Source organism: Aestuariibacter salexigens DSM 15300 (assembly GCF_000429145.1).
GTDB lineage: Bacteria > Pseudomonadota > Gammaproteobacteria > Enterobacterales > Alteromonadaceae > Aestuariibacter > Aestuariibacter salexigens.
This window is the reverse complement of record NZ_AUBH01000010.1, coordinates 74,604-98,173: the sequence shown is the minus strand read 5'-3', so window position 1 is coordinate 98,173 and position 23,570 is coordinate 74,604. Positions and strand designations below refer to the sequence as shown.

At 49.2% G+C, this 23,570-nt stretch carries 24 protein-coding genes; 8 read left to right on the top strand and 16 right to left on the bottom strand.

All coding sequences use genetic code 11. The features are described 5' to 3' along the window. Nucleotides 1-9: 9 nt before the first annotated feature. Together G441_RS0113365 and G441_RS0113360 are read left to right on the top strand one after the other, a co-directional pair. The gene (locus G441_RS0113365; protein WP_026376815.1) at nt 10-810 is read left to right on the top strand and encodes a CLCA_X family protein; all 801 of its coding nucleotides are present in this window, start codon (nt 10-12) and stop codon (nt 808-810) included. Nucleotides 811-938: 128 nt separating this feature from the next. Continuing rightward, entirely contained in the window at nt 939-1,337 is a 399-nt protein-coding gene (locus tag G441_RS0113360; protein ID WP_026376814.1) for an ExbD/TolR family protein, read from the top strand. 52 nt (nt 1,338-1,389) lie between these two features. On the opposite strand, the gene G441_RS0113355 is transcribed toward G441_RS0113360, so the two are convergent. Beyond that, on the bottom strand, nt 1,390-1,986 hold the full coding sequence (locus G441_RS0113355; RefSeq protein ID WP_026376813.1) for a pyridoxamine 5'-phosphate oxidase family protein: 597 nt from the start codon (nt 1,984-1,986) through the stop codon (nt 1,390-1,392). A 112-nt stretch (nt 1,987-2,098) separates the two neighbouring features. On the opposite strand from G441_RS0113355, the gene G441_RS18705 reads away from it, so the two are divergent. Then, nucleotides 2,099-2,491: a DUF4174 domain-containing protein gene (locus G441_RS18705; RefSeq protein WP_169726085.1), complete on the top strand. Its 393-nt coding sequence runs from the start codon at nt 2,099-2,101 to the stop codon at nt 2,489-2,491. 1 nt (nt 2,492) lies between these two features. On the opposite strand, the gene G441_RS18700 is transcribed toward G441_RS18705, so the two are convergent. The 4 genes from G441_RS18700 to G441_RS0113330 form a co-directional block, all read right to left on the bottom strand. Continuing rightward, on the bottom strand, nt 2,493-3,026 hold the full coding sequence (locus G441_RS18700) for a YgjV family protein (protein ID WP_051275601.1): 534 nt from the start codon (nt 3,024-3,026) through the stop codon (nt 2,493-2,495). A 23-nt stretch (nt 3,027-3,049) separates the two neighbouring features. After that, nucleotides 3,050-3,427, bottom strand: coding sequence for a hypothetical protein (locus G441_RS0113340; RefSeq protein WP_026376812.1), 378 nt, complete (start codon nt 3,425-3,427; stop codon nt 3,050-3,052). A 78-nt stretch (nt 3,428-3,505) separates the two neighbouring features. Further along, nucleotides 3,506-4,231, bottom strand: a complete 726-nt coding sequence (locus tag G441_RS0113335) for a tRNA1(Val) (adenine(37)-N6)-methyltransferase (protein WP_051275600.1) — start codon at nt 4,229-4,231, stop codon at nt 3,506-3,508. A gap of 24 nt (nt 4,232-4,255) precedes the next feature. Then, a complete protein-coding gene (locus tag G441_RS0113330) occupies nt 4,256-4,909 on the bottom strand; it encodes an NAD(P)H-binding protein (protein WP_051275599.1) in 654 nt (217 codons plus the stop codon). Nucleotides 4,910-4,993: 84 nt separating this feature from the next. Between G441_RS0113330 and G441_RS0113325 the strand changes: the two genes are divergently transcribed. Next, on the top strand, nt 4,994-7,192 hold the full coding sequence (locus tag G441_RS0113325) for a S9 family peptidase (RefSeq protein WP_026376809.1): 2,199 nt from the start codon (nt 4,994-4,996) through the stop codon (nt 7,190-7,192). A 41-nt stretch (nt 7,193-7,233) separates the two neighbouring features. Here G441_RS0113325 and nhaD read toward each other — a convergent pair whose 3' ends face one another. Then, nucleotides 7,234-8,583 (bottom strand): sodium:proton antiporter NhaD, encoded by a 1,350-nt coding sequence (nhaD, locus tag G441_RS0113320; protein WP_026376808.1) that lies wholly within the window; start codon nt 8,581-8,583, stop codon nt 7,234-7,236. Between the two features lie 257 nt (nt 8,584-8,840). Beyond that, nucleotides 8,841-9,236, bottom strand: a complete 396-nt coding sequence (locus tag G441_RS0113315) for a DUF3718 domain-containing protein (protein ID WP_026376807.1) — start codon at nt 9,234-9,236, stop codon at nt 8,841-8,843. Nucleotides 9,237-9,537: 301 nt separating this feature from the next. Between G441_RS0113315 and G441_RS18695 the strand changes: the two genes are divergently transcribed. Further along, a complete protein-coding gene (locus G441_RS18695) occupies nt 9,538-13,065 on the top strand; it encodes a glycosyl hydrolase (protein ID WP_240485143.1) in 3,528 nt (1,175 codons plus the stop codon). A 139-nt stretch (nt 13,066-13,204) separates the two neighbouring features. Here G441_RS18695 and G441_RS0113305 read toward each other — a convergent pair whose 3' ends face one another. The 3 genes from G441_RS0113305 to G441_RS0113295 all read right to left on the bottom strand — a co-directional run bounded on the left by G441_RS0113305 (nt 13,205) and on the right by G441_RS0113295 (nt 16,054). Then, nucleotides 13,205-13,600: a DUF3718 domain-containing protein gene (locus G441_RS0113305; RefSeq protein ID WP_026376807.1), complete on the bottom strand. Its 396-nt coding sequence runs from the start codon at nt 13,598-13,600 to the stop codon at nt 13,205-13,207. Nucleotides 13,601-13,894: 294 nt separating this feature from the next. Further along, complete coding sequence (locus tag G441_RS0113300) at nt 13,895-15,526, bottom strand: hypothetical protein (RefSeq protein WP_026376806.1); 1,632 nt, start codon at nt 15,524-15,526, stop codon at nt 13,895-13,897. A gap of 30 nt (nt 15,527-15,556) precedes the next feature. Then, on the bottom strand, nt 15,557-16,054 hold the full coding sequence (locus G441_RS0113295) for a YdcF family protein (protein ID WP_026376805.1): 498 nt from the start codon (nt 16,052-16,054) through the stop codon (nt 15,557-15,559). Nucleotides 16,055-16,320: 266 nt separating this feature from the next. Here G441_RS0113295 and G441_RS18690 point away from each other — a divergent pair, with 266 nt between their 5' ends. Next, nucleotides 16,321-16,776 (top strand): demethoxyubiquinone hydroxylase family protein, encoded by a 456-nt coding sequence (locus tag G441_RS18690; protein WP_240485142.1) that lies wholly within the window; start codon nt 16,321-16,323, stop codon nt 16,774-16,776. A gap of 16 nt (nt 16,777-16,792) precedes the next feature. Here G441_RS18690 and G441_RS19845 read toward each other — a convergent pair whose 3' ends face one another. After that, a complete protein-coding gene (locus G441_RS19845; protein ID WP_169726082.1) occupies nt 16,793-17,020 on the bottom strand; it encodes a hypothetical protein in 228 nt (75 codons plus the stop codon). Nucleotides 17,021-17,088: 68 nt separating this feature from the next. Then, nucleotides 17,089-17,463 carry a PH domain-containing protein gene (locus tag G441_RS0113280; RefSeq protein ID WP_026376804.1) on the bottom strand — a complete coding sequence of 125 codons (375 nt, stop codon included), beginning with the start codon at nt 17,461-17,463 and terminating at the stop codon, nt 17,089-17,091. Nucleotides 17,464-17,596: 133 nt separating this feature from the next. Here G441_RS0113280 and G441_RS0113275 point away from each other — a divergent pair, with 133 nt between their 5' ends. Both G441_RS0113275 and G441_RS0113270 read left to right on the top strand, forming a co-directional pair. Next, entirely contained in the window at nt 17,597-18,586 is a 990-nt protein-coding gene (locus G441_RS0113275; protein ID WP_026376803.1) for a serine/threonine dehydratase, read from the top strand. A 16-nt stretch (nt 18,587-18,602) separates the two neighbouring features. Continuing rightward, complete coding sequence (locus G441_RS0113270; protein ID WP_084407370.1) at nt 18,603-20,258, top strand: amidohydrolase; 1,656 nt, start codon at nt 18,603-18,605, stop codon at nt 20,256-20,258. Nucleotides 20,259-20,264: 6 nt separating this feature from the next. Here the strand turns inward: G441_RS0113270 and G441_RS19560 are convergent, their stop codons facing one another. The 4 genes from G441_RS19560 to G441_RS18685 form a co-directional block, all read right to left on the bottom strand. Further along, nucleotides 20,265-20,747, bottom strand: coding sequence for a GNAT family N-acetyltransferase (locus G441_RS19560; protein ID WP_084407379.1), 483 nt, complete (start codon nt 20,745-20,747; stop codon nt 20,265-20,267). Beyond that, nucleotides 20,726-21,571, bottom strand: coding sequence for an MBL fold metallo-hydrolase (locus G441_RS0113265; protein ID WP_034475150.1), 846 nt, complete (start codon nt 21,569-21,571; stop codon nt 20,726-20,728). Before G441_RS0113265 ends, G441_RS19560 begins: the two co-directional genes overlap by 22 nt. 66 nt (nt 21,572-21,637) lie before the next feature. After that, entirely contained in the window at nt 21,638-22,393 is a 756-nt protein-coding gene (locus tag G441_RS0113260; RefSeq protein WP_026376800.1) for a LytR/AlgR family response regulator transcription factor, read from the bottom strand. After that, nucleotides 22,371-23,462, bottom strand: a complete 1,092-nt coding sequence (locus G441_RS18685) for a sensor histidine kinase (protein ID WP_051275598.1) — start codon at nt 23,460-23,462, stop codon at nt 22,371-22,373. Before G441_RS18685 ends, G441_RS0113260 begins: the two co-directional genes overlap by 23 nt. Between the last annotated feature and the right edge of the window lie 108 nt (nt 23,463-23,570).

Below are 23,570 nucleotides of genomic sequence, written 5' to 3'. Positions count from 1 at the left end.
TGGGTGACCATGACGTCTTCTTATCCCAAATCTCGACTGCATCGCCATTTTTATAGAAATGGTCCAAGTCATCGCGACGGCGCTGATGTGACCTTTGGCGACATCGTGAAGATTTTCGCATTCAGAACCGTAAATATTGGCAGGTGGGTCACCGCCCACGAACAACAAATCGCCGCTAACCTGTTTTTTGACGCGCTGTGCGATCTGATGTCTATCTTATGTGTGCCAGAGCGTGTTATTTCGCTAAATGGCACCTTGTCGCTGGCGTTTGGAAAAGGTGGGCAAAAATTTAGCTCTGCGCATTACAATGCTGCGACACGCACCCTGGCCTTAGCAAAAAATGCCGGTGGTGGCGCACTGGCCCATGAGTGGTTTCACGCCTTCGATCATTTTATCAGCACCCGCTTTTTTACGTCGGCCAGCCATCACGACTTCGCTTCTGCGCTTTGGCTAAAAAACGCTCAGGTAAAAGAGCACCCACTCAATCAACGACTTGAAGCATGCTATCAGCATATTTTTTTACAACCAGATAGCGACCAACCCAGCGATCTGTTTGTCAGAAGCAGTGCTGCCGACCGGGCGATGGGGACATTTTATTATGCTCAGCCACAGGAGGTTTGCGCCAGAGCGTTTGAAGCCTTTATTCAGGATCAGCCTTTGAAAAACGCATTTCTGGTCCAAGGTACCAAGCAATCTGCCGAGGCTCAGGTTGGAATTTATCCAGAAGATGCTCACAGAAAACGCATTGGCCATTACTTTATGCGTTATTTCTCGTTATTGGGTACTGCATTGGAACGACAAGACGGGTAATTTTTTAACCTAACCAATTAAAAAACATCCGACCTGTTAAAAAATTGGCAAATTCGTTTACATCCCCCCTACCTATTTTTTATTGAGGCGATATACTACGTCGTCTGATGTAACTAAACAGTATCGAGATGAAAAGAAAAAAGCATACCTCTGCCGATGACGACGCACAAATCGACATGACTCCTATGCTGGATATCGTGTTCATCATGTTGATCTTCTTTATCGTGACAACATCGTTTGTCAAAGAGAAAGGACTGGAGGCAAATCGCCCGAAAGAAAATCAGCAGTCCACCAAGCCAAGTAAGGCTTTGTCTATCCGGATTAGCGAAACCGGTGAGATACAGATGGATAACCGCGTGGTTGACATTCGTCGCATCGTGGCAAACATTCAGAGTTATCTTGCTGAAAATAACACTGACGCTGCAGCGATTCTGGCGCACAAAAACACCGAGCATGGTGTTGTGGTTGAAGTAATGAACCAGGCGAAAGAAGCTGGTATACAGCAGGTTTCTGTACTCGTTCAGTAGAGCACGATTGAAAGACAATAAAAACCGACGCCTTAGCGTCGGTTTTTTTATGTCAGGGATTTATCTGTTTCACGTGCCAGTTGGCCTCTTGCCATGTATAACTCTCTCGCTGTTGAGGTGAGGCTTTCAAATCCAAAAACTGCACCTCAGTTGGCACAATCCGCAGCACGCTAAAGTACGGAGACAGTACATCGATATCCGCGTTGCTCGGTTCATCCTCGGTGACCTCACGGCCAGGATGAGGCCAGTAAAACTGGCTGCGAGTACCAGCAGATAAGCTACTCCAGAAAGGTGTCAGTGCTGTTTTCGTTATCACCTCATTATGAGTATCAACCACGTTTGTGGTATCCGTCTGTGCATCAATCAAAATGGCAGTGTTACCTTTAAAGCGGTATTGCTCCCGACTTTTCGTAAAGTACCACACCACGCAGGCAGCCGGGTTACGCTGTAGTTGAGTGAATTTTTCACTGCGGGTATCTGTCACAACCAGCAATCCGTCGGATTCGTCACTGAATCCACGGAATACTACAGTACGATTGTCCGGCATGCCGTCCAGACCAACCGTTGCGAGCTGAAAATATTTGGCTTCCGGCTTACTGCGTGATAAATGCAGACTTCTGGTTAGACGCTGTTTCCATGGTGCTGACATGCAATGTTTCCTGAGGTTGTGACATGAATACAACTGTTTGTCGCTTATTCGCGTACAACAGCATATCAGATCACTACACTCATAAAGCATAATGGTCTATCGCAATATGATAATGGCACTGCTGCTGTTTGCGTCATGCAGTACGGCACAGGTTAATTCACTGGCCGAACTCATGTGGCAACACCGTGTTTTGGTCATTGATAACATGACTAAAGCGCACATGCTGCTAACATCCAATAAGGCAGCAATAGAAGAGCGAGACATTCTATGGTTTGTCATCGACAACGACGAATTGATATCCAATGCCCCATTTGCAATATCCGCCTCGCTGAAACAGCTACTTCACGCGCTTATCAAACGGGAGGCATCTGCTGTGGTACTCATCGGCAAAGATGGTGGGGTTAAAAAAACCGACAACTCACTCAACCTGAATGTATTGTTTGCTGTCATCGACCGAATGCCGATGCGCCGCGCTGAGATGGCGCAGCAATCACTAAAGCAATAATTTAGTCAGATGATGACGTGGGCCCACGGGCTACGCGGGGCGTACCACGGTCTTGTCTCAGTTTGATCACGATGCTGGCCAGGTTACTGATATTAAATACGCTGCCGAATATACTGCCTACCATAACGGCGTAAATTAAGCCCAGCACTTCGGCCACAATAAACCACTGCCGAATACGCGTGGCATCCTGCAGTACGATAGATCCTACTGTGAAGATGAGCGAAGAGGCATAAGCCACCAAAATCAGCCAGCCGTGCTGTAATGCAAACCATTCATAGGCAAGAAAAGCCAGGTTTGCCGCAACAAAAAACCACAGAACGCCGTAGCTGCGATAGCGCATGGCAATAATATTTCTGACACTGGCCAACAAGCAGCCTATTCCGGCCGCCATGGCGCCAAGCAAAAAGAAATGGGTACTGACACTGGCCAGCGCCAGCGCAGATATAAACCGATAGCGGTTGACGTCGTTCTGTCGGTAGCCAATAAAATTGAGTACCACAGCTAACGCGCCAAAGGCCTCAGCAATAAATGGCATATCTGTATTGTCCTGTCTGAAGGTCAGCCGAACTCGTTGCGCAGTCGACTAACAGCGTTATGCGTTAAGGGCAGTTGAATGTCGTCGCTGTAATGATCAGCCGGATGTCCGTAGAGTCCAAAACGTCCTTCTTTAAACATGCTGACGATAACCACATACTTGGGTGCAGGATCGATGTCCTGACTGATAGGGTCGACAACCGGCACATCATAACGACCCAGACGCATCATTGCTATGGTTTTACCATTGTGTTTAACCAACCGCTGAAAAACTGGACTGGGAATGATCGCGTAGATGGCGAATTTAGGTACCGTGAAAGCGACCCCGTGCAAGTCAAAGTTGACCAGGTACAGGGAGGACGTCAAAGACTGGATTGAATCAGGTAATGCAAACTCAGCCATATTTGTACAGTCTCACGGCAATAGGCTTACCTCAAGAATGGCTCACTGGTACTCCCACTGTCAAGTTATGCTTGATGCTCAGAAATTAAGGTAAAAATTCCGGCATAGTCTTTTATACGCATCACTATATCCGCCATCTGTCTGATGGATAACGAGGCTAGCAGATTGACAGGGTCTGTATTGATGGGAAAAGTTCAGGAGCTTTCGAATGGGTGGTTTACCCGCCCGGCTACTCACCTGTAATTCTCTTGTAAGATAAAGGTGTTGCTGAGTGGCCAGATGAGTCAGTTCATCAGCCTGTGCAATCGGTAACACACAATAAAACTCGCCCTCATCAGTAAGCAGTTTGCTTACGCTTTCGCTAAGTTCAGCAAGCGTCAATGTTTGCTGGGTGCGTGCTCGCTTCCTGGTTTCATCAAGCCCATGATAAGCGCGGGTTTTTCTGTTGGGAATATCAAAAAAAGGAGGATTACTGACAATCAGATCGAAGCGCTCGGACGTGTTCGAGCTGAAATCGATAATGCTGTCGTGCAACACCGAAATGGATGCTGACCAACGACTGGCGAGTGCATTACGCTGCGTCTGCGCTACGGCGTTCTTATCGATATCCAGCGCAATGATGTGACTCTCATTCGAACAACGTTGCGCCACCATCAGCGTGAGCACGCCGCTTCCGCAGCCAATATCTAATGCGTTTCGGGCGTCGGATTTATGTACCCAGCTACCAAGCATAATGGCATCGGTGCCAACTTTCATCGCACACAGGTCGTCGTCAATATGAAACTGCTTAAATGTGAACCCCACGATAGCGTTTCTATGCAAGCATCATCAAAAAACCTGCAAACGGATCATATTGGCCGCTACAGTTGCAGCAGATACCGGCTTGTATTTTGCCAATGGACCGAACATCAGAGGCGCTAACAGACGGGAGAAATGAATGCCAAATAGCTCTGCTGGACGGGAATCATTTCTTTCGCCCAGAAGTAATGATGGTCGCACTGCGGAAGGGTTACGCAGGCCGGGCATCGACAGAATCGCATTCTCCAACTCTCCCTTGACGCGCAGATAAAAGTTACTACTTTTGGCATCGGCTCCGACCGAAGAGATCCATACGAAACTTTCTGCACGCTGGCCTCTGGCAAGCTGCGCAGCGATATGCACAAACTCAAAATCAACCCTGCGGAAGGCTGACTTTGAGCCGGCTTTTTTCATCGTCGTGCCAAGGCATACATATACATGGTTAACGCCAAAGTATCCCTGATAATCCTGCAACTGCTCAAAATCGATGACCAGCGGGTGCAGCTTTTTCATTGGGTCATGCCACTGGCTGTGCTTGACCGGCTTTCTGAGCAGACACGTCACCTGGGTATAACGGGAATCGAGCAACAATTGCTGCACCAGCGCCGAGCCCACCAGACCAGTTGCCCCTAATACAACGGCCGTATAGGTTTTGTCTTGTCCAGCATTGTATACTTCTACCACACCACGATCTCCGCAGGTACCACGATAACGAGATTCATATTACACTGGCCCGCGATCCGATCACTAGCCAACAAAAATAATATGATGAAGAAATATTTTATATGCATGCTCGCTGGACTTTCGTTTAGCGCAGGCGCAGAAAAGCTCAGCATAGAGCGCATCATGGCTTCCCCTGCACTGGATGGGAAGGCACCTAGAGAGCTACAAGTAGCTCCAGACGGAAAGCGCGTTACCTTTATTCAGGGCAAGCAAAATGATTATGAACGCTATGACCTGTGGGAATATCACATTGAAAGCGGTGAAACCCGCTTGCTGTTTGACGCCGATGATTTACATAGCGGTGATGAACAGCTGTCTGACGAAGAAAAAGCACGGCGAGAGCGCATGCGAGTATATGGTAGCGGGATCCTGAGCTATCAATGGTCACAGGACGGCACAGCGCTGTTGTTTCCGCTCGGTGGCGACGCCTACTATTACAAGCTTGGTGATAAAAAAGCCCGTCAACTGTTGGATACACCAGAGTTTGAAACAGACGTAAAACTCTCTCCGAAAGGCAATTATCTGTCATTTATTCGCAATCAGAACCTGTTTATTCTGGATATTGCCAGTGGTGAAGAGCGGCAACTGACCCAAGAGGGTGGCGGTAACATTAAATTCGCCATGGCGGAGTTTGTTGCTCAGGAAGAAATGAGCCGCATGACGGGTTATTGGTGGTCACCCGATGAGAGTCATATTGCGCTCACCCGGGTTGATGAGTCACCAGTACTGGAAATCACCCGTTCTGAAATCTACGCCGATGAAATTAAAACAATCACGCAAAGATATCCCAAGGCAGGAACACCAAATGTACTGATTGATTTAGGTATCATGTCGGTGCAAAGCGGCAAAACTCGCTGGCTTGACCTAGGTGAAAACAAAGATATCTACCTCGCCAGGGTGGCGTGGAATAACGATGGGTCAATGCTGACCTATCAGTGGCAAAGTCGAAACCAGCAGCAATTAGAATTACGTGCAGTATCAGTGAAGGATATGACGCAGTCTATACTGGTCAAAGAAAACAGCCCCACATGGATTAACCTGCATGATGATTTGGTATTTTTAAAAGACAACAAACATTTTATCTGGGCGTCTGAGCGAGATGGTTACAAGCATCTCTACTTATATCAACTCGACGGTACACTGCAAAAGCAACTGACTGCGGGCAGTTGGATAGTCGATAGCATAGAAGCGGTCGATAATACGCGTAGACTAGTATATTTCAGCGGCCGTAAAGATACTCCGCTTGAACGCCACCTTTACGCTGTCAGCTTCGACGGCGGCGAAATCGACAGGATCAGCAGTCGCTCAGGCATGCATGGGGTAAGCTTCAGTAAAGACGCCAGCGTCTATGTTGACCGCTTCTCGACAGCGAATACACCACCGCAAGTTAGCCTGCACAGCGCCGATGGCAGCATGCTGACGTGGCTGGAGCAGAATGCTATCGACGACGCGCACCCTTTACACAAGTATCAGGACGAGTGGGTTGCACCAACGTTTGGCTCAATCAAGGCCGACGATGGCACGGATTTGTACTACCGTCTCTACACGCCAATGGATATCAGTAGCAAGCGCCCGGTGATTGTATATCTTTACGGAGGCCCGGGGGCACAGATGGTCACCAACGGTTGGGGACGACGCGGTTTGCTGGTTCAGCACTGGGTGAGTAAAGGTTACGTTGTTTTTACCCTGGACAATCGCGGTTCCGAAGCACGCGGTAAAGCGTTTGAAGATCCGCTGTATCAGAAAATGGGGCATGTCGAAGTGGACGATCAGGTTGCTGGGGTGAAATTCCTGCGCACATTACCCTATGTTGATGCCCAGCGGATTGGCGTATACGGCCATAGCTATGGCGGGTATATGGCACTGATGACCATGTTCCGTGCCAATGAGTATTTTCAGGCAGGCGTGGCGGGAGCTCCTGTGACGGACTGGCGTTTGTACGATACCCACTATACCGAACGTTATATGGGTAACCCCAATGAAGTCGACAAAGCCTACACCGATGCCTCAGTCTTTCCTTATGCCAAAGACTTAAAAGGCGACTTGCTGATATATCACGGAATGGCCGATGACAATGTCTTGTTCACTCACAGTACCAAGTTGTACAAGCACTTGCAGGATCTGGCATTGCCGTTTGAAGTAATGGACTATCCCGGTAAAAAACACAGCATTCGCGGTAAGCAAACCGGTATACATCTTTATCATACCATTACCAATTTCTTCGATCGGCACTTACAGCCGTAATGCAGGATCACATTCAAAGGCGCTTTTATGCGCCTTTCTTTTTATCCATTAATCAGTAAATGCACCCAAATACTCGCGCCATAGCCCAGTGCAATGACTGGGGTCCAGATCAGATGTTTAGCAAAGGTATAGTAACCTCTGGCCTGCCCCATCAATGCCACGCCTGCTGCGGAACCAATGGATAACAAACTACCGCCGACGCCGGCGGTTAATGTGACTAATAACCATTGAACATGAGGCATGTCGGGCTGCATGGTCAGCACGGCGAACATGACGGGGATGTTATCCACGAATGCCGACAGAATCCCTACCAGCACATTGGCTGTGGTCGCATCCAGATTGCCATACATGGCGTGTGAGACGATATCCAGATAACCAATAAAACTCAGTCCACCAACGGCCAAGATCACGCCGTAAAAGAAAAACAACGTATCCCACTCGGCGTGGGCAATTTTTGAAAACACATCAAAATCGTAAGGATCATCCGTTGAGCCCGGTGGGTTTTCTGTACCGTGGGTCCAGCCATGAGATCGGGTCCGCAAATAGAATCCATACAGTTTCAGATATCCCAAGCCAAGTAGCATTCCGTACACAGGGGGGATTTCAAGGAAAAAGTGCAGGCAGATTGCAGTCATGATCGTCAGTAGAAAGAGTCCGACAATTTGTATTCCGCCATGCAAAATATCCGGCGCTTCAATCGTCGTACGAGCTGGCACGCCCCGTGGTACAAAAAAATGCATGACCGCGGCAGGGAGCAGAAAGTTGATCAGTGATGGAATCAGCAGGTCGAAAAATTCTATAAACTCGACCACACCTGCCTGCCACACCATTAATGTGGTGATATCACCAAACGGGCTAAATGCACCGCCAGCATTTGCCGCAACCACAATATTGATGCAGCACAGGCTGACAAATCTCGCATGGCCATTAGCAACAGCCATGACCACGGCACACAGGATCAGCGCTGTTGTCAGATTATCTGCAATGGGGGAGATACAAAAAGCCAGAACACCAGTGGTCCAGAAAAGACTTCTAAAGGTTGACCCTCTAGATACCAGATAGTATCTCAGGGAATCGAACACACCACGCTCGAGCATCGAATTGACATAAGTCATGGCGACCAGCAAGAAAAAGAACAGCTGCGCGTATTCCAGAAAATAGCCGTTCATGGCCGGCGCTACCAACGCGATTTGCCCTTTCGAGTGGGCATAAATCGCGATTAACAACCAGACCAGGCTGGCACCGATCATGATGGGCTTTGATTTGCGCAGATGAATTTTATCTTCAAGGATAATAAACACATAGGCAATCAGGAATATCCCGAGAGACGCAATTCCGACCCAGCTTGAGGTCATATTGAGCGCCGCACCTGCGTGAGACTCTACATTCAAAGCCGTTCCATTCTGTTGATTGAGCGAGACGGCAGCATATCAACGATACGAGCCGAAAGACTTGATCGCTATCAAGCAAGAGCTGGTGCAGTAGAAAAATTGTGGACGGTAAAAATAAGAAACGGCCTCAAGGGAGGCCGTATCTCAATGGCGGGGTGTTGAAGCCCGCCTACCATGTTGAACTGTGTGTCCGTCTAGCAACATGACGTTCAAAGTGTGTGCAACGAGTCTCCGTTCGTTGCCAGGGCGGTATCTGCTTAGATTCGCTCCTGAATAACTGCGTGGATAGGTGAGCCTTCAAGACCTTGCTCTGAAATCCACGCTTGCAGTGTTTTTCCATCCTGCTCTGGCTCGTCCAGGGCAGACTTAGGCATTTTCTTCACCAACAGCTCTCCTGCTTCAACCGCGTTGTTCAGCATTGCTGTGCGGATAAGGCTGTTGCCACCGCAGGTTACGCCGCTGTAGTAATCCTGCAGCTTAAGGCGATAGTCAGACTGGACTTTACGCATTTTCTTACGCAGTTCGCCTTTGTCATCGGCCTGTACGATGGCACAGATGTTTGACAGTGCATCTTCGATGCTGGCATTGGCAGAGCCTGCAAACAGGAAAGACAGAGAAACAAGGGCAAGTGACGCTTTAGTGAACTTTTTCATGGGGTAATCCTCAACATGGTATTTTAATTTCGGCTGTCGCCGTTCAACGAGGAGCAATACACCGCAGAAACGTATGCGGAAAAATCCTTAAGGTGATACATAGGTATAGTAAGTGATAACTTTAGTGTGCTTGTTTGGAAGGCTTAGATGCATGCCCCCCTGCTTGTCATGCCCGCGCAGGCGGGTATCTTATTAACGACGTCGCCACCTTAGCAGCCCTCTAGTCCGCTCTACCCCATCTGACTTGTAATCATCAGGCTACACATGTCTGATGAATGTTTCCTCTCTCAGGAGCACTTCTGTGCGTCATACTTTTCCTTTTATTCTGGCACTAGCACTGTGTGCATGTGGCGGTTCTGGCTCAGATAGCCCTACACCCCAACCACCTGCAGCGGATACTACCGCCCCCGTGATCACGTTAAATGGTGAAACAGTAATCAATCACGAGCAGGGCACCGCATTTAGCGATCCTGGTGCCACCGCCTCGGATGACAGAGATGGCAGCGTGACCGTGTCTGTCTCGGGCTCGGTGGGCAGTGCTGCAGGAACATACACACTCACCTACAGCGCATCTGACAGTGCGGGAAATACAGCCAGCATAACCCGCACCGTTATTGTTGCCGATACGACAGCGCCGACAATAACGCTGAACGGTGATGCACTGGTGTCGATTGACGTTGATGATATCTACGTCGAACAGGGTGCTACTGCAGTAGACCTTGTTGATGGTGAAGTCAGTGTAAATATCTCAGGCACCGTTAATACTGCGCTTGCCAATGATTATTCTCTCACCTACTCGGCAATTGACAGCGCAGGTAACACTGCCACAGCGATTCGCACAGTGCGTGTTACAGAGGCCTCCAATAGTGATGAATTGTCTGTGCTGAGTCAGGGCATCGTCTCCGATACCTGGGACGCAGGACTCAACGCCTTCGATGAAGCCATTGGCTATGGTGAATGTAATAACGACGGTGGTGCAGCCTGTCCAAGCATCAGTTGGACAACCATAAATGATCAGGAAAGGGGTGACGTGCTTGAGATTGAGCACGCCAGTAGCGGTGCATTTGCAGGTTTTTTCATCAAGTCCTCGTCACCGGTTAACCTTGCAGATTTTCGAGATGGTGCGCTGTTATTTGATATCAAAACCCTGTCAGGTGATGGCCAATACACCCTGAAGCTTGACTGTGTATACCCTTGCACCTCAGGAGACCAGTTCATCAGCTTCGCGGTAGACGAAAACTGGACTGCTATCACTGTGCCGTTACTGCAACTTGAACAGGCAGGGCTAAACCTTTCTCAGGTTGATACTGGCCTGGTTATCTGGGCGACCGCTCACACAGGTAACCGTTATCGACTCGATAACATCAGATTTAGCCAAACCTATTCTGACCCCTCTTCAATTTCCCCGGATACTCCCCCACCGGCAAATGTTGAATATAACCTTACTCGCCTTGGGGCGGGGAGCTTTTCAGATACGATAAATCCTGCCAGCTACCGCTGTGTGTATGATTATGGAAGCTGGATCTATAACGCCGGTGTCGTGTCACCCGGAATTGCGGACTGCGATACGTCAACGGGTACCCCCATCGGTGAGCCTAACCCTTTATTTCCACATGTAAGCGGTGAAGCCGCTACACAGCCAGTTGCCGCGCACCGATGGTGGGGATCTGTCTCGTTCAATGGCGAAATGACCATTGGCGATCCTAATGATGCCGCTTACATTACACCCGATCCCATTACGGCGAGGGTGACCAATGCAGGCTTCAGAATGATGGGGATCCCAGGAGGACTGAATGTCTACGGTATCGACTACGGCTACCGCATTCCAGATCCGTTTGCCGAAGTCTTTGACGGTATGGCAATTGCCAACACAGAGTATGCCGACCTGCGGGCCTTCGCATCTCGTACCAGCGATGGCAGCATAACAGTGGAATGGCAGGCTCAGAATGAGACTGTCATGCGGGCAACCTTTGTACACGGTTCGCCGTATGTATTTGTCGATGTGCTGCAGGGTAATTTGCTGCTCAAAACGCTGCGCGAAGATGGCGGCGAAAAAGGCGTTTATTACCAGGATGATCGCAGCCTTGGAATATGGACCAGCGTGGCAGGCAATACGAATTATTATTTGGTGACGGGACAGGGCGACACCCAATTTGACAACGTGTCAGGCAACCGCATCTCGGTTTCTGATTCCTCGAATTCTTATACCATTGCTCTGATGCCCGCTGTTTCCACGCCTTCACAGGACATGATCGCGCTATTTGCAGAACACGCGCAGACAAAAGTTGCGGATGTGCAGATAGATTACACCGTCGATAAAGACAGCTATGCCGTCAACATCACCCACCGTTACCTTAAAGCAGATGGCAGTCCGGCTGAGACCCTGGCAGGACTACAACCGTTGCACTGGAAGCATGTCACAGGCACGCTTAACGACACGGGCTATTCAGTGCGTAGTGCTCGGGGCATCAGTAAATTCATGGTAGCAAGTGAATTCAGCTATCAGTTGCCACATGTCGGTGTATTACCTGCCCTGCCAACATTCACTGATTCGCTGGATACTGAGGTATTGACTGAGCTGATTAATGAATTTACCGCAACGTCCTCAACACAGTGGAATACCTACACTGATACCTACTGGAGCGGCAAGCAGTATGGAAAAGTGGCTGAGCTTATTGCTATTGCAGATGCAGTCAATTTGGATGAGCAGAAGCAGCAGCTGTTGAGCTGGCTGAAAGCGGAACTGGAGAACTGGTTTACTGCCGAGACCGATGAGCAGCTCGATACAGAAAAATATTTTGTTTACGACCAAACATGGAACACGTTGCTGGGTATGGAAGAATCCTTCGCCGCTCATCAACAGCTGAATGATCACCACTTTCATTATGGGTACTTTGTGCGGGCGGCCGCTGAAATTTGTCGACACGAGGCCCAATGGTGTTCTGATGACCAATATGGCCAGATGATAAAACTGTTGATCCGCGACTATGCAGGCGGACGGGACGATCCGCTTTTTCCCTATTTGCGACATTTCGATCCCGCCAATGGTTTCTCCTGGGCATCGGGTAATGTGAACTTTGTACGCGGCAATAATAATGAGTCGACCTCTGAAGCTGCCAATGCGTATGGTGCAATGATCCTGTTTGGACAAATTACTGGCGATCAGGAAATGATAGACAGAGGCACATATCTACATGCCTCCACAGCCGCCGCGTATTGGCAATACTGGAATAATATTGATGGCTATCGGGGTAATGACGATGAAAATAATAATTTCCCTAGCGGATACGACAGAATCACCACGTCAATCGTATGGGGCGACGGTGCTGTCTTTTCCACCTGGTTTAGCGCAGCGACGGCGCATATTCTTGGTATACAGGGATTGCCGACCAATGCTCTCAATCTGCATATTGGTGTTCACGCAGACTATCTGACTGATTACGTTACGCTCGGACTCAGTGAATCTGATAATGGCAAGCCATCCGGATTGATTGCCGATCAATGGCGCGACATATGGTGGAATATCTGGGCCATGACGGATGCGCTTGCCAGTATAGAAGATTACGAGACGGTCAGTACGTACACGCCTGAAGCCGGAGAATCGAAGGCCCACACGTACCACTGGCTGCATACATTCAAAAAGTTGGGGCATGTGGCAATGGGTACCGGTCAGCTTACCGCCGACTATCCTTCTGCTGTGGTGTTTAGAAGCGCAACTAATATGCACTATGTCGTATACAACTTTGAGGAGACGGAACGCAACGTAACCTTTAGTGATGGTACCGTTGTCCAAGCCCAGCCCGGCACATTTACGGTGGTAGAAAAATAAGAAACGGCCTCAATGGAGGCCGTATCTCAATGGCGGGGTGTTGAAGCCCGCCTACCATGTTGAACTGTGTGTCCGTCTAGCAACATGACGTTCAAAGTGTGTGCAACGAGTCTCCGTTCGTTGCCAGGGCGGTATCTGCTTAGATACGCTCCTGAATAACTGCGTGGATAGGTGAGCCTTCAAGACCCTGCTCTGAAATCCACGCTTGCAGTGTTTTTCCATCCTGCTCTGGCTCATCCAGGGCAGACTTAGGCATTTTCTTCACCAACAGCTCTCCTGCTTCAACCGCGTTGTTCAGCATTGCTGTGCGGATAAGGCTGTTGCCACCGCAGGTTACGCCGCTGTAGTAATCCTGCAGCTTAAGGCGATAGTCAGACTGGACTTTACGCATTTTCTTACGCAGTTCGCCTTTGTCATCGGCCTGTACGATGGCACAGATGTTTGACAGTGCATCTTCGATGCTGGCATTGGCAGAGCCTGCAAACAGGAAAGACAGAGAAACAAGGGCAAGTGACGCTTTAGTGAACTTTTTCATGGGGTAATCCTCAACATGGTATTTTAATTTCGGCTGTCGCCGTTCAACGAGGAGCATTACACCGCAGAAACGTATGTGGAAAAATCCTAAAGGTGATACATAGGTATAGGGAATAATAACTTTGGTATGCTTGTTTGGAGGGCTTAGATGCCCGCCCAAAAGCATTGCGGGCAAGACGATGAGGGATGCCCGCCCAAGAGCTTGCGGGCAAGACGCGGAACTCTTTAGTCATGCCCGCGCAGGCGGGCATCGGCTTAACAGCAGCTTGGAGCACTGCGGGCACACGATAAAAAGTTACACAACTCCCTGGCCCGGACATATCCTCGGCGACGCAGCATGGTCGCTATCCCCGCGGACTTTGTAGATATATTTATCTTTGTTGATGACTTGCCGTAATTCCCTGCTCTGGTTTCTTGCAGTTAGCAAGTAATCGGCGATGTCATAGGCCAACTTTTTTTCGAGAGTGAATCTTACCTGCCCGTTGGGCTCAACAATGCCCACTGCGAGTCCATAGGAAATTTTAGTTAATGGCGGGCGGATGACCGCAACAAGAGGCGTGTCTTCATATTTCAGGCCCGCCGCATCAAATATCCGTTTGGCATTGTTCATGGTATCGACGGTGTTACTGATGGCATCTATATGGCGTTCAAACACCAAATCGTCAGAGACTTTGCGGGATGCAATAAATACTTCGTAATCATAGTCGGTATTCGCGCGCACATACCGCCCATGCCATTGCCACTGTTGACCTCCCGCTTCGATGGTCTCCATCGCTGCGTCTCTGAGGGCCACATACGAGCGTGTTAACGTGACCGGCTGTCCTGCTTTTCGTCCATCACGCATTCCCTGAATCAGCACCTGAATGGTGTCACAGCCACTGTTGACACCGGTAAAATTCAGATTCTGCAAACCAAACTCATATTTTACGCTGCCACCTGCAGGCAGGTCCTGCACGTGAAACTCTCCCGGCGCCCCGTCAATCAGCGCGTTAACGCCATTTACCGAGATATCGACGTAATAGCCATTCGCCTCATCGGGCAATGCTTCATTAGCCTGAATCACGAAATGGGTATAGCCAATCTTACGCGCATCAGCATGTTGCTTCAGATACTCCACATCAGGGATAGACCAGCTATCTGAGCCAGTTTGCTGGGCGACAGCATGAGCTATCCAGTAACGGGATACCGTGTTTGTAAAGTCTGGCGTTTTGGCAACGCGAAGAATATGTGGAGTCTCATCATCCCAGATACATCCCGACGAGCTTGTACAAGAATATCGGGTAAAGTCCTTACGTCCTTCTGGCATTTTTAACGCTTGGGTAAAGTAGAATTTTACTTTTTCATTGCCCATAAAACTGTCCAGTGTGGCCGGGCTTATCCATGCTGTAACGACCTCATTCTTGGCGGGAAACGCAATGGTGTCAACGAAGTTACCTGCTTGTTGTCTCACCAGTTTACGATTGTTGCTTCGTTGCTGCAGACCAAAAAAGACCTCTTTATCGTCCACAAAAGCCAAATCAGTCTCTGGTTCAAATTTAAATTCAAAGTCGATGGTTTTAGGCAGTAAGGCAGCATTACAGTTATCTAACATGCAGTTTTTAATACGTTCTGAAAAATCAGCCAGACAGGCCCGGATTTGTTCATCCTGTATACTTCTGATCTGTTCATCAAGATAGGCAACAGCGCCTTTCTGTTTCTCCGCTTTTCCTCCTGCCTGTACTTCAATTTGGTTAGACCACATTGTCTGCAGGTTAAAACCGGCCATACTGGACTCGCCCGAAAGGCACAAGTTTTGTGCGACTTTCATAAGCTGCCAACCTTTAAGTTGATCTTCGGTTAAATCGTTTGGCTCGGGGTCTATCATGAAAAATATGACAACGGCGATTAAAATAACGCCGATAGCGGCGGCGAGATACTGGGGTTTCATTCCTTGCCCTCTTTATCAGTGATTGTGTTTCTATCGTCTCAGAGAAATCAGCAAAGCATCCCACGGCGTCGCCACGCACTCTTTAAAACAATAAAACAACCACTTACGTAGGCCGAGAAACTTTAAATCTCCGGGCATTCTGGCTCGCTTGGCCGGAATGCCCCTTAACTGAAATAATAGTCGACATCGCCAACTATGGTAGGGACTGGTACAAACAAATACGTTATCAATAGCCGGGAGGGTATGCATCAGGTTTTGGGTATTGATAATGGTATCCAGCGTATCAGTCGACTTTTCATCTTTAATCAGCTGGTCCGGCATGGCACCAAGTTGCATTAATATATTCTGCATCACCTGTGCTTCTGAGGGCGGGTACTTTCCTACCGCTCCGCTTAGCACAAAGATATGCACGCCCGGTTGAGAAGCTGCGAATTGCCATGCGCCCGTCGTGCGGCGTTCAAGGGTGCCACTGGGACTGCCATTCTCGCGCACGGCAGCGCCAAAAATGACATACACATTTGTTGTCATTAGATTGTCATCCTTATAGTCCTGCGCTTGATAGTGAACCTTTTTCTATGGCGCATCAAGGCATCCGGTTCGGTAATACTGAGGTGATCTAACATTTTCACATAACGTAATGGCGTAGCACGATTTCAAATATAAGAGAAACTTATGTCCGCTATGTTTATTGCAATTACTGTCGTTTGGTTAGCTACGACAGTGCTTATTTCTCTTGGCATTGGCCAGTCAACACGTGCTAAAAAAAGCGCCAAACAAACGGAAAGACAACGTTAATGGATAGCGTTTCGGCCACTGAGCTTAGCACTCGTGTTCGGGGGGAATTGCGCTCAAGCCATGCGGGTGAAACAGGGGCCGTGTGGATCTATCGTGGTATCCTGTTTGTACAACGATTCCGATTGGATCGAGATGTCCGGCGATTTGCCTCGCACCATCTGGATACAGAGAAGCAGCACTTATGCGAGTTCGAGGCGATTATTCACAGCTTTCGCGGCAGCCTCTTGTTGCCGTTTTGGATGTTGGCAGGTTATCTCACCGGGTCGATACCAGCGATGCTCGGCGCGGACTGGGTATATTACACGGTCTATCGTGTTGAACGGTTTGTCGACATCCACTATCGCAAGCAAATCACACTGTTAGAGATGAATGGCAGTGAAGCTAATCACCAACTTATTATGATGTTGCAACATTGCAATGCAGATGAGATTGCACATAAGGATGAAGCACTTTAGGCGATGCAAAGAACGCCTACCAGGGCAATGCAATTATGGGGGGATCTTGTAGAATTGGGTTCAAAGACTGCTGTCTCTCTGGCAAAGCGACTCTGACCAGAGCAGATATGGGAAGTCGTAACAGAACCAGACCACCACGCCAGTGTGCTGCATGCTCATCAACGGCCAGCATCCTGTATCGCGTCCGGGGCAGTGCCGTCGATGACTGGCAGCTAATGTGCAGCAGCTGCCAGAGAAACCTCAAACAACACACCTCCACATATCAATATGGCGGTACGTGGAAACAGAAAAAACGCAATTGATTGATAGCGCTTATCCAAACATCTGGTTCGCCAGGGTTTTCTGGAATGCCACCACGGTATCCTTGTTCAATTCAACTTCCAGCGGTTCCGACTGACCTGAGATCCAAATTTTAAGCTCTGCATCCATATCAAAATGCCCCGCCGTCTCAATCTTGAACTGAGTAATCGCGCGATACGGCACGCTGTGATAGTCGACTTTTTTGCCCGTCAGTCCCTGTTTGTCGATAAGGATCAGGCGCTTATCGGTAAACACAAACATATCCCTGACTAACTTTAACACCTGACTGATCTGTTCCGAGTCAGCCAGTATTGGCGCCAGCTCTTCGCGCACGTCATCGATGTTGACTTCCGAGGCATTGCCCATCAAAGCATCAAGAAGGCCCATAATTTTTTCCTAAAAATTAGTGATTGACGCGGTAACTATGGCATAAAAAATCCGCCGATGAAAAAGGCTAGAGTCAACAATTAATTTATGCCAGTCTTGCCAGCAGTTTTTCTGATTAAACAGCCACTTTATTATGCTTACTCTTGCTGATATTCAGGCCGCCGCTGCGCGCATTGATAAGTACATAAAAAAAACGCCCGTATTTGAATCCAGACTGCTCAACCACTGGCTGGGTCACCGCGTGGTTTTCAAAGCGGAGTGCTTGCAGCGCACCGGCGCATTTAAGCTGCGCGGGGCAACCAACTATATTGCCTCGATGGCGCAACGCGACGCTTTACCTGCAGCCATCGTCGCGAACAGCTCAGGCAATCACGCTCAGGCAGTTGCCTATGCGGCTAGACATTTTAAGATACCCGCGACCATTTACACCACCAGCCGAATCTCTACCGTAAAGGCGGCCGCAACGCGTGCCTATGGTGCCGAAATAAACATGTTCGGTACCAGACCTGAGGCAGATGAAGCCGTCGCTGAAGCAGCAAGGCATGACGGGGTTGAGTGGATCCCTCCATTTAATCATCCGGATATTATTGCGGGTCAGGGTACGGCGACGCTGGAAGCACTTAATCAAACCGGTCCGGTTGATGCAGTATTTGCACCTTGTGGTGGTGGTGGACTGGTGTCAGGTGCACTGGTTGCAACGCGGGAAATGTGTCCAGCTGCCAGCGTGTTCGCCGCGGAACCGCTGAATGCCAATGATGCCGCCCGCTCGTTACGAGAGGGAAATATTGTGTCGCTCGACGGCCCGCCAGACACATTGGCCGATGGTGCTGCCACACCAAGCGTCGGTGAACATACTTTCCCCTACTTACAGCGTTTGGACGGCCTGTATGAAGTGAGCGAGCAGCGCATCGTATACTGGACGCAGTGGCTACATCATCTGCTTAAACTGCACATTGAACCAACGTGCTGCATGACAATGGAAGCCATTGTGCAGTGGTTGAAAACCCAGAATGGCCCCAAGACCGTATTAGTCATCCTGTCAGGTGGAAACATTGACCAGCGCTCTATGTCCAGGGTCTGGCAAAATGATCAGTTACACACTCCACCGTCACTTAGTGAATAAATAACGAGGCACACTCATGAATAAATTGCGTCAAGCGCTTCTCTTGACCCTGTTGACACTGACAAGTTTTTTATCATTTGGTCAGGATTTTATCCTACATAACGTTCAGGGCCAGACGCTGAATAATAAAGGCGAACTGATCAGCTTCACGAATATGGTAGTGGAGCAAGGCAAAGTAGCCATGCTTAACGTATCTGATGAACAGCTTGCTGAAATGCAGCTGAAAAAAATAGACGGACAGGGTAAACATGTTCTACCGGGTTTGATTGACGCGCACGGCCACATCCTTAGGTTGGGTGAGACCCTTCTGCAGGTCGACGTACGCGATTTACCAAGTGCCACGGCCACGGTCGAAGCGGTTGCCGAGTATGCCCGCAAGCACCCACAACAAACCTGGATTACGGGAAGAGGCTGGAATCAAGTGTTATGGCCAGGCAAAGCCTATCCCACCGCGACGCAGCTTGATGAATTTATTGCGGATAAACCGGTCTGGCTTGAAAGGGTCGACGGGCACGCCGGATGGGCAAACAGCAAAGCGCTTGAAATGGCGGGTATTACCAAAGACACCCTGGATCCACCCGGTGGAAAAATTATACGAGACGACAATGGCAACCCCACAGGCATATTGATTGACAATGCCATGAAGCCCGTTGATGAATTGCTGCCGAAAAAGGACGAGAGCCGCTATCAGGCTCAGCTTGATGCCGTTGGCAGTCACTTGCTTAGCTTGGGTATTACCTCGGCACATGACGCCGGTATTTCTAAAGCGGAATATGATTTTTACCAGAGTCAGGTTAAGCAGGAAGCGCTGCCGTTCCGCGTCTACGCCATGCTATCGGCGACTGATCCGGCGCTACAAGACATGCTCAAGGCAGGCTACATCGAACGTGATGATGACATGCTGTCGATCAGGAGTGTGAAGGTATACGGGGACGGGGCCCTCGGCAGTCGCGGCGCGGCCATGCTGGAACCCTATTCAGACGCGCCACACAATCACGGCCTGCTGGTCACTGCAGAGAAAGATCTTAAGCCACTGTTCGATACGGTTATTGGCGCCAATTTCCAGCTCAATTACCACGCTATCGGAGATAAAGCGAATCGTCTGGCGCTGGATCAGTTCGCTAATACCTTCTCCGTAGTGGGTGGACGTGAACTGCGCCATCGCGTAGAGCATGCGCAGGTGATTAACGTTGACGATATCCTACGCTTCAAGGCGCTCAACATCATTCCTTCCATGCAACCCACCCATGCTACCAGCGATATGAACATGGCCGAGGACCGCGTCGGCAAAGCACGACTGGCAGGCGCTTATGCGTGGCAAACCTTCTTGCAGCAGGGCTCCCCTGTTGCTTTCGGCTCAGATTTCCCGGTCGAGCTCGCCAATCCGTTTTACGGTCTACACGCCGCAGTTACACGCCAAAATCGCGATAACATGCCTCAGGGCGGTTGGATAGCGGAAGAAGCCGTTACGCTACAGCAGGCATTCAGAGGCTTTACGCTGGACGCTGCATACAGCGCCCATCAGGACGATGTCATTGGCACTCTTGAAGTGGGTAAGTGGGCTGACTTTATTGTCGTTGATCGGGACCTGTTCAGCATTCCTGCAGAGCAGATTTGGCGGATACAGGTACTGCAAACCTGGATCGCTGGAGAACGACGCTTTTCGCGGTAAATTCAGTTAGCAATTATATGGCCGCACCATGAACAAACAACCGGGTGCGGCGCTCGCCCAGTCAGGTAACGCCGTCTGTGTGAATCCCAGCGCTTCATAACATCGCAAAGCAGCCTTATTGTTCTGATACACAAATAGGGATGCCGGCTTAGCCCGAAAAGTGCGATTAGCCTGCGTTAGCAACGCCATGACTAATGCTTTACCCAGCCCTTTTCCACGTAACGATGGTGATACGGCAAGCCGGGATAAATGAATATGCGTCGGTTTTGTCGTGAATTGGCCGAAACCAGCCAATTTATCATTGTAGGTAAAGGCACAGTTAACGACGTTATTGGCTGTTAATTGCGATTTAAGCTGTGTCGCTGATTGGGGTATGGAAAGGTTAGGTCCAGCCCACTGTGTGAACTGCTCCTGGTTAGTAAACCAGGACAGCAGCTCACACCAATCGGCCGTATCGGGCTTTTTGATCAGTAAAGTGTTTTTATCCAACGTTCTTCATTGATAAATCGCCAGCTCCAATCTGCCCACTCTTCTGGCAGTCCCTTTTCGATAATTTGTTCAACGCCCATGCCCTGACGCTTAAGATCCTGCACGTACGCATTGGTTTGCTTGATCATGTCCAGCGTTTTAGCGTAATCCTGAGGCGTTGCAAGACCACCATGGCCAGGAATGATGATGGTGTCATCGGTCACCTTATCCAGCAGTGTTTCAATCGCGGCGATGTAGCCTTTCACTGTGCCACCCGCCCCAAGGTCAATATATGGGAAACGGCCGTTAAAGAATAAATCTCCTGTGTGCAGCACGTTTTGCTGTTCAAACCATACCGCACTGTCGCCATCAGTATGGGCTTCAGGCAAGTGGAATACATGGATGGTTTCACCATTAAAGTGGAACTTTACACCGTCTTCGTAGGTGACCACGGGCAGCGTCGCTGGTGCAGTTTTATCATCGGACGCCAATCGGACCCGCACATTTTCATGGGCAAATATGGTTGCGTCTTTATGCTCATGGAAGAATGCATTAGACCCGGTGTGATCGCCATGATAGTGAGTGTTCACTACATAACGGGTAGGCGCCGGACTTATCTCAGCTAAGGCCGCGGCGATGCGTTCAGCAAGGGGCGCATACTGATCATCAATAATCAGGATCCCATCTTCTCCTGCTGATACACCAATGTTTCCACCTGAGCCTTCCAACATATACACCGAGCCTTTAATCGGTGTTGTTTTGATTTCAACATTCGCAAAGCGATCGTCGGCAGCGGCTGTCAGCGCAATAAACGAACAGGCAATAGCAAGTTTCTTGAGCATCATGAAAATTCCAAAGTGTTAAATGACTTATCTAGTATGCACATAAGGCATCAGAAGATCATTGTTCACTTAGCAGGTTAGCACCTCTAGCTTGGCCCGATTGCGTCGCGATAACGTCAGCTGCTCACCATTACTTAAAATGACCTGATAGTCGCCCTTATCGTTCGGTCTTAACTCTGTGACCATATTGCGTCTGACGATAGACGAGCGGTGGATACGTACAAAGTGCTCAGGATCTAATTGTTCGTCCAAAACCGACAGCGTCTCGCGATGCAGTACCACTTTGCCATCAGACAGGTGCAGCTCGGCATAGTTGCCGGCTCCGGTAATATACATAATCTGATCGACATCAATCAGGCGAATTCTGCCCGGTTCCCTGATCACCAGTCGCTCCCGATACAGCGACTTTTGCCCCAGTGTTGCCAGTAAGGAGCTTATCTGTTTTAAATCCCCGCCTTGTATGCTGTCGCTAGTGCGGCGTTGCCTGACCTTCTCTAGTGCACGATAAAATCGGTGATCGTCAAAAGGCTTAAGCAGATAGTCAATCGCATTGAGTTCAAACGCTCTTACTGCATGTTCGTTGTAGGCCGTCACAAAAATAACGGTACAGGATGCGGGCAACGCCTTGGCAACCTCTAATCCGGATAGTCCTGGCATCTCGATATCCAGAAAGACGATATCAGGTGAAAACTGAGCAGCCTCACGAATCGCCGCGTTGCCATCCTGTGCCTGACGCACCTCGCTGATATCATCCACATCGGCTAACAGCATCATGATAGTCTCGCGAGCCAATGGTTCATCATCAGCGATCAAAACTTTTAACATGTCGCTCTCCTATCGGCAGCGCTAACAAGGTTTCAAACAATCCCCCGTTTAGCGGTCTTAATTCCAAAGTAAAATGTCGGTACAGGCGGGCAAGGCGCTCACGGGTATTGTTCAGACCAATGCCATACCCCTCATGCTGATCGTTCACTGCCACCTGGTTAGTCAGTTTGATGCGTAGCTCGTCAAAATGGCGTGTGACCTCCAAGTCCAGCCTGTTCATGTTCGACTCTAGCTGCGAGCCATGCTGCACTGCATTTTCCACCAAGGGATGCAGCAGCATATTGGGGATTTCGACGTCGAGGCAGTCTTCATCGATACTGATTCGAGTATTCAATTTATCCGCAAAGCGCATTTTTTGTAGGGCAAGATAGCTATTAATAAATGAAATCTCATCTTTCAATTTAATGTCTTCGGCATTCTTTGATTCCAATGTTTTACGCAACATTAGACTCAGTTCAGACAGGGCAGTTACCGCTTCTTTTTCCCGCTTCAGTCTGACCAGACTGGCAATGGTATTCAGGGCGTTAAATAAAAAGTGAGGGTTGAGTTGTGAGCGCAGCGATTTAAGCTGTTCATGCACCAGTTCACTTTGCAGACGTCTCAGTTGTATGCGTTCATCCACGCTTTTATGGTAATAAGAGACCGCCAGACTCATGGCGACAATGCCCATATACATCAGTAGGTCGATAATTGATGTGCCGCGTATGACCTGCACTAAGTGAGCAGGGTATTCGCCGATTGGCGTGCCACGAATAACATATTGCATCAGCAAGGACACGATCCAATACGCCAGTAGCAACAATACCATTGCAACGACATGGTTGAGTATCTGTACACTGGTCTTAATACGTTGCCTGAAATGATAGGCGCTCAAGGCAAACACCACACCCGAGATCCAGATGTAATTCAAAAACCATGGACTCATCATGGTCCATAACCTGGACCACTGATACTCGCTACCTACTTCAGACGCTACGCGACTCTGCATATATGACACAACGGTTAGCGCAGCCAGCCAGAATAAAATGTTGGTTGCCCAGAAAAACCGCTTAGGAAAATACTCCGTCACCCATCCTCCATCGACATAAGCCAAATGTTGTTTCGTCCCATAAGACAGTGTTGACCATTATCCACCATCTTTCTACGTTTTTTTTTCGTACAAAACATTTCGTAACAA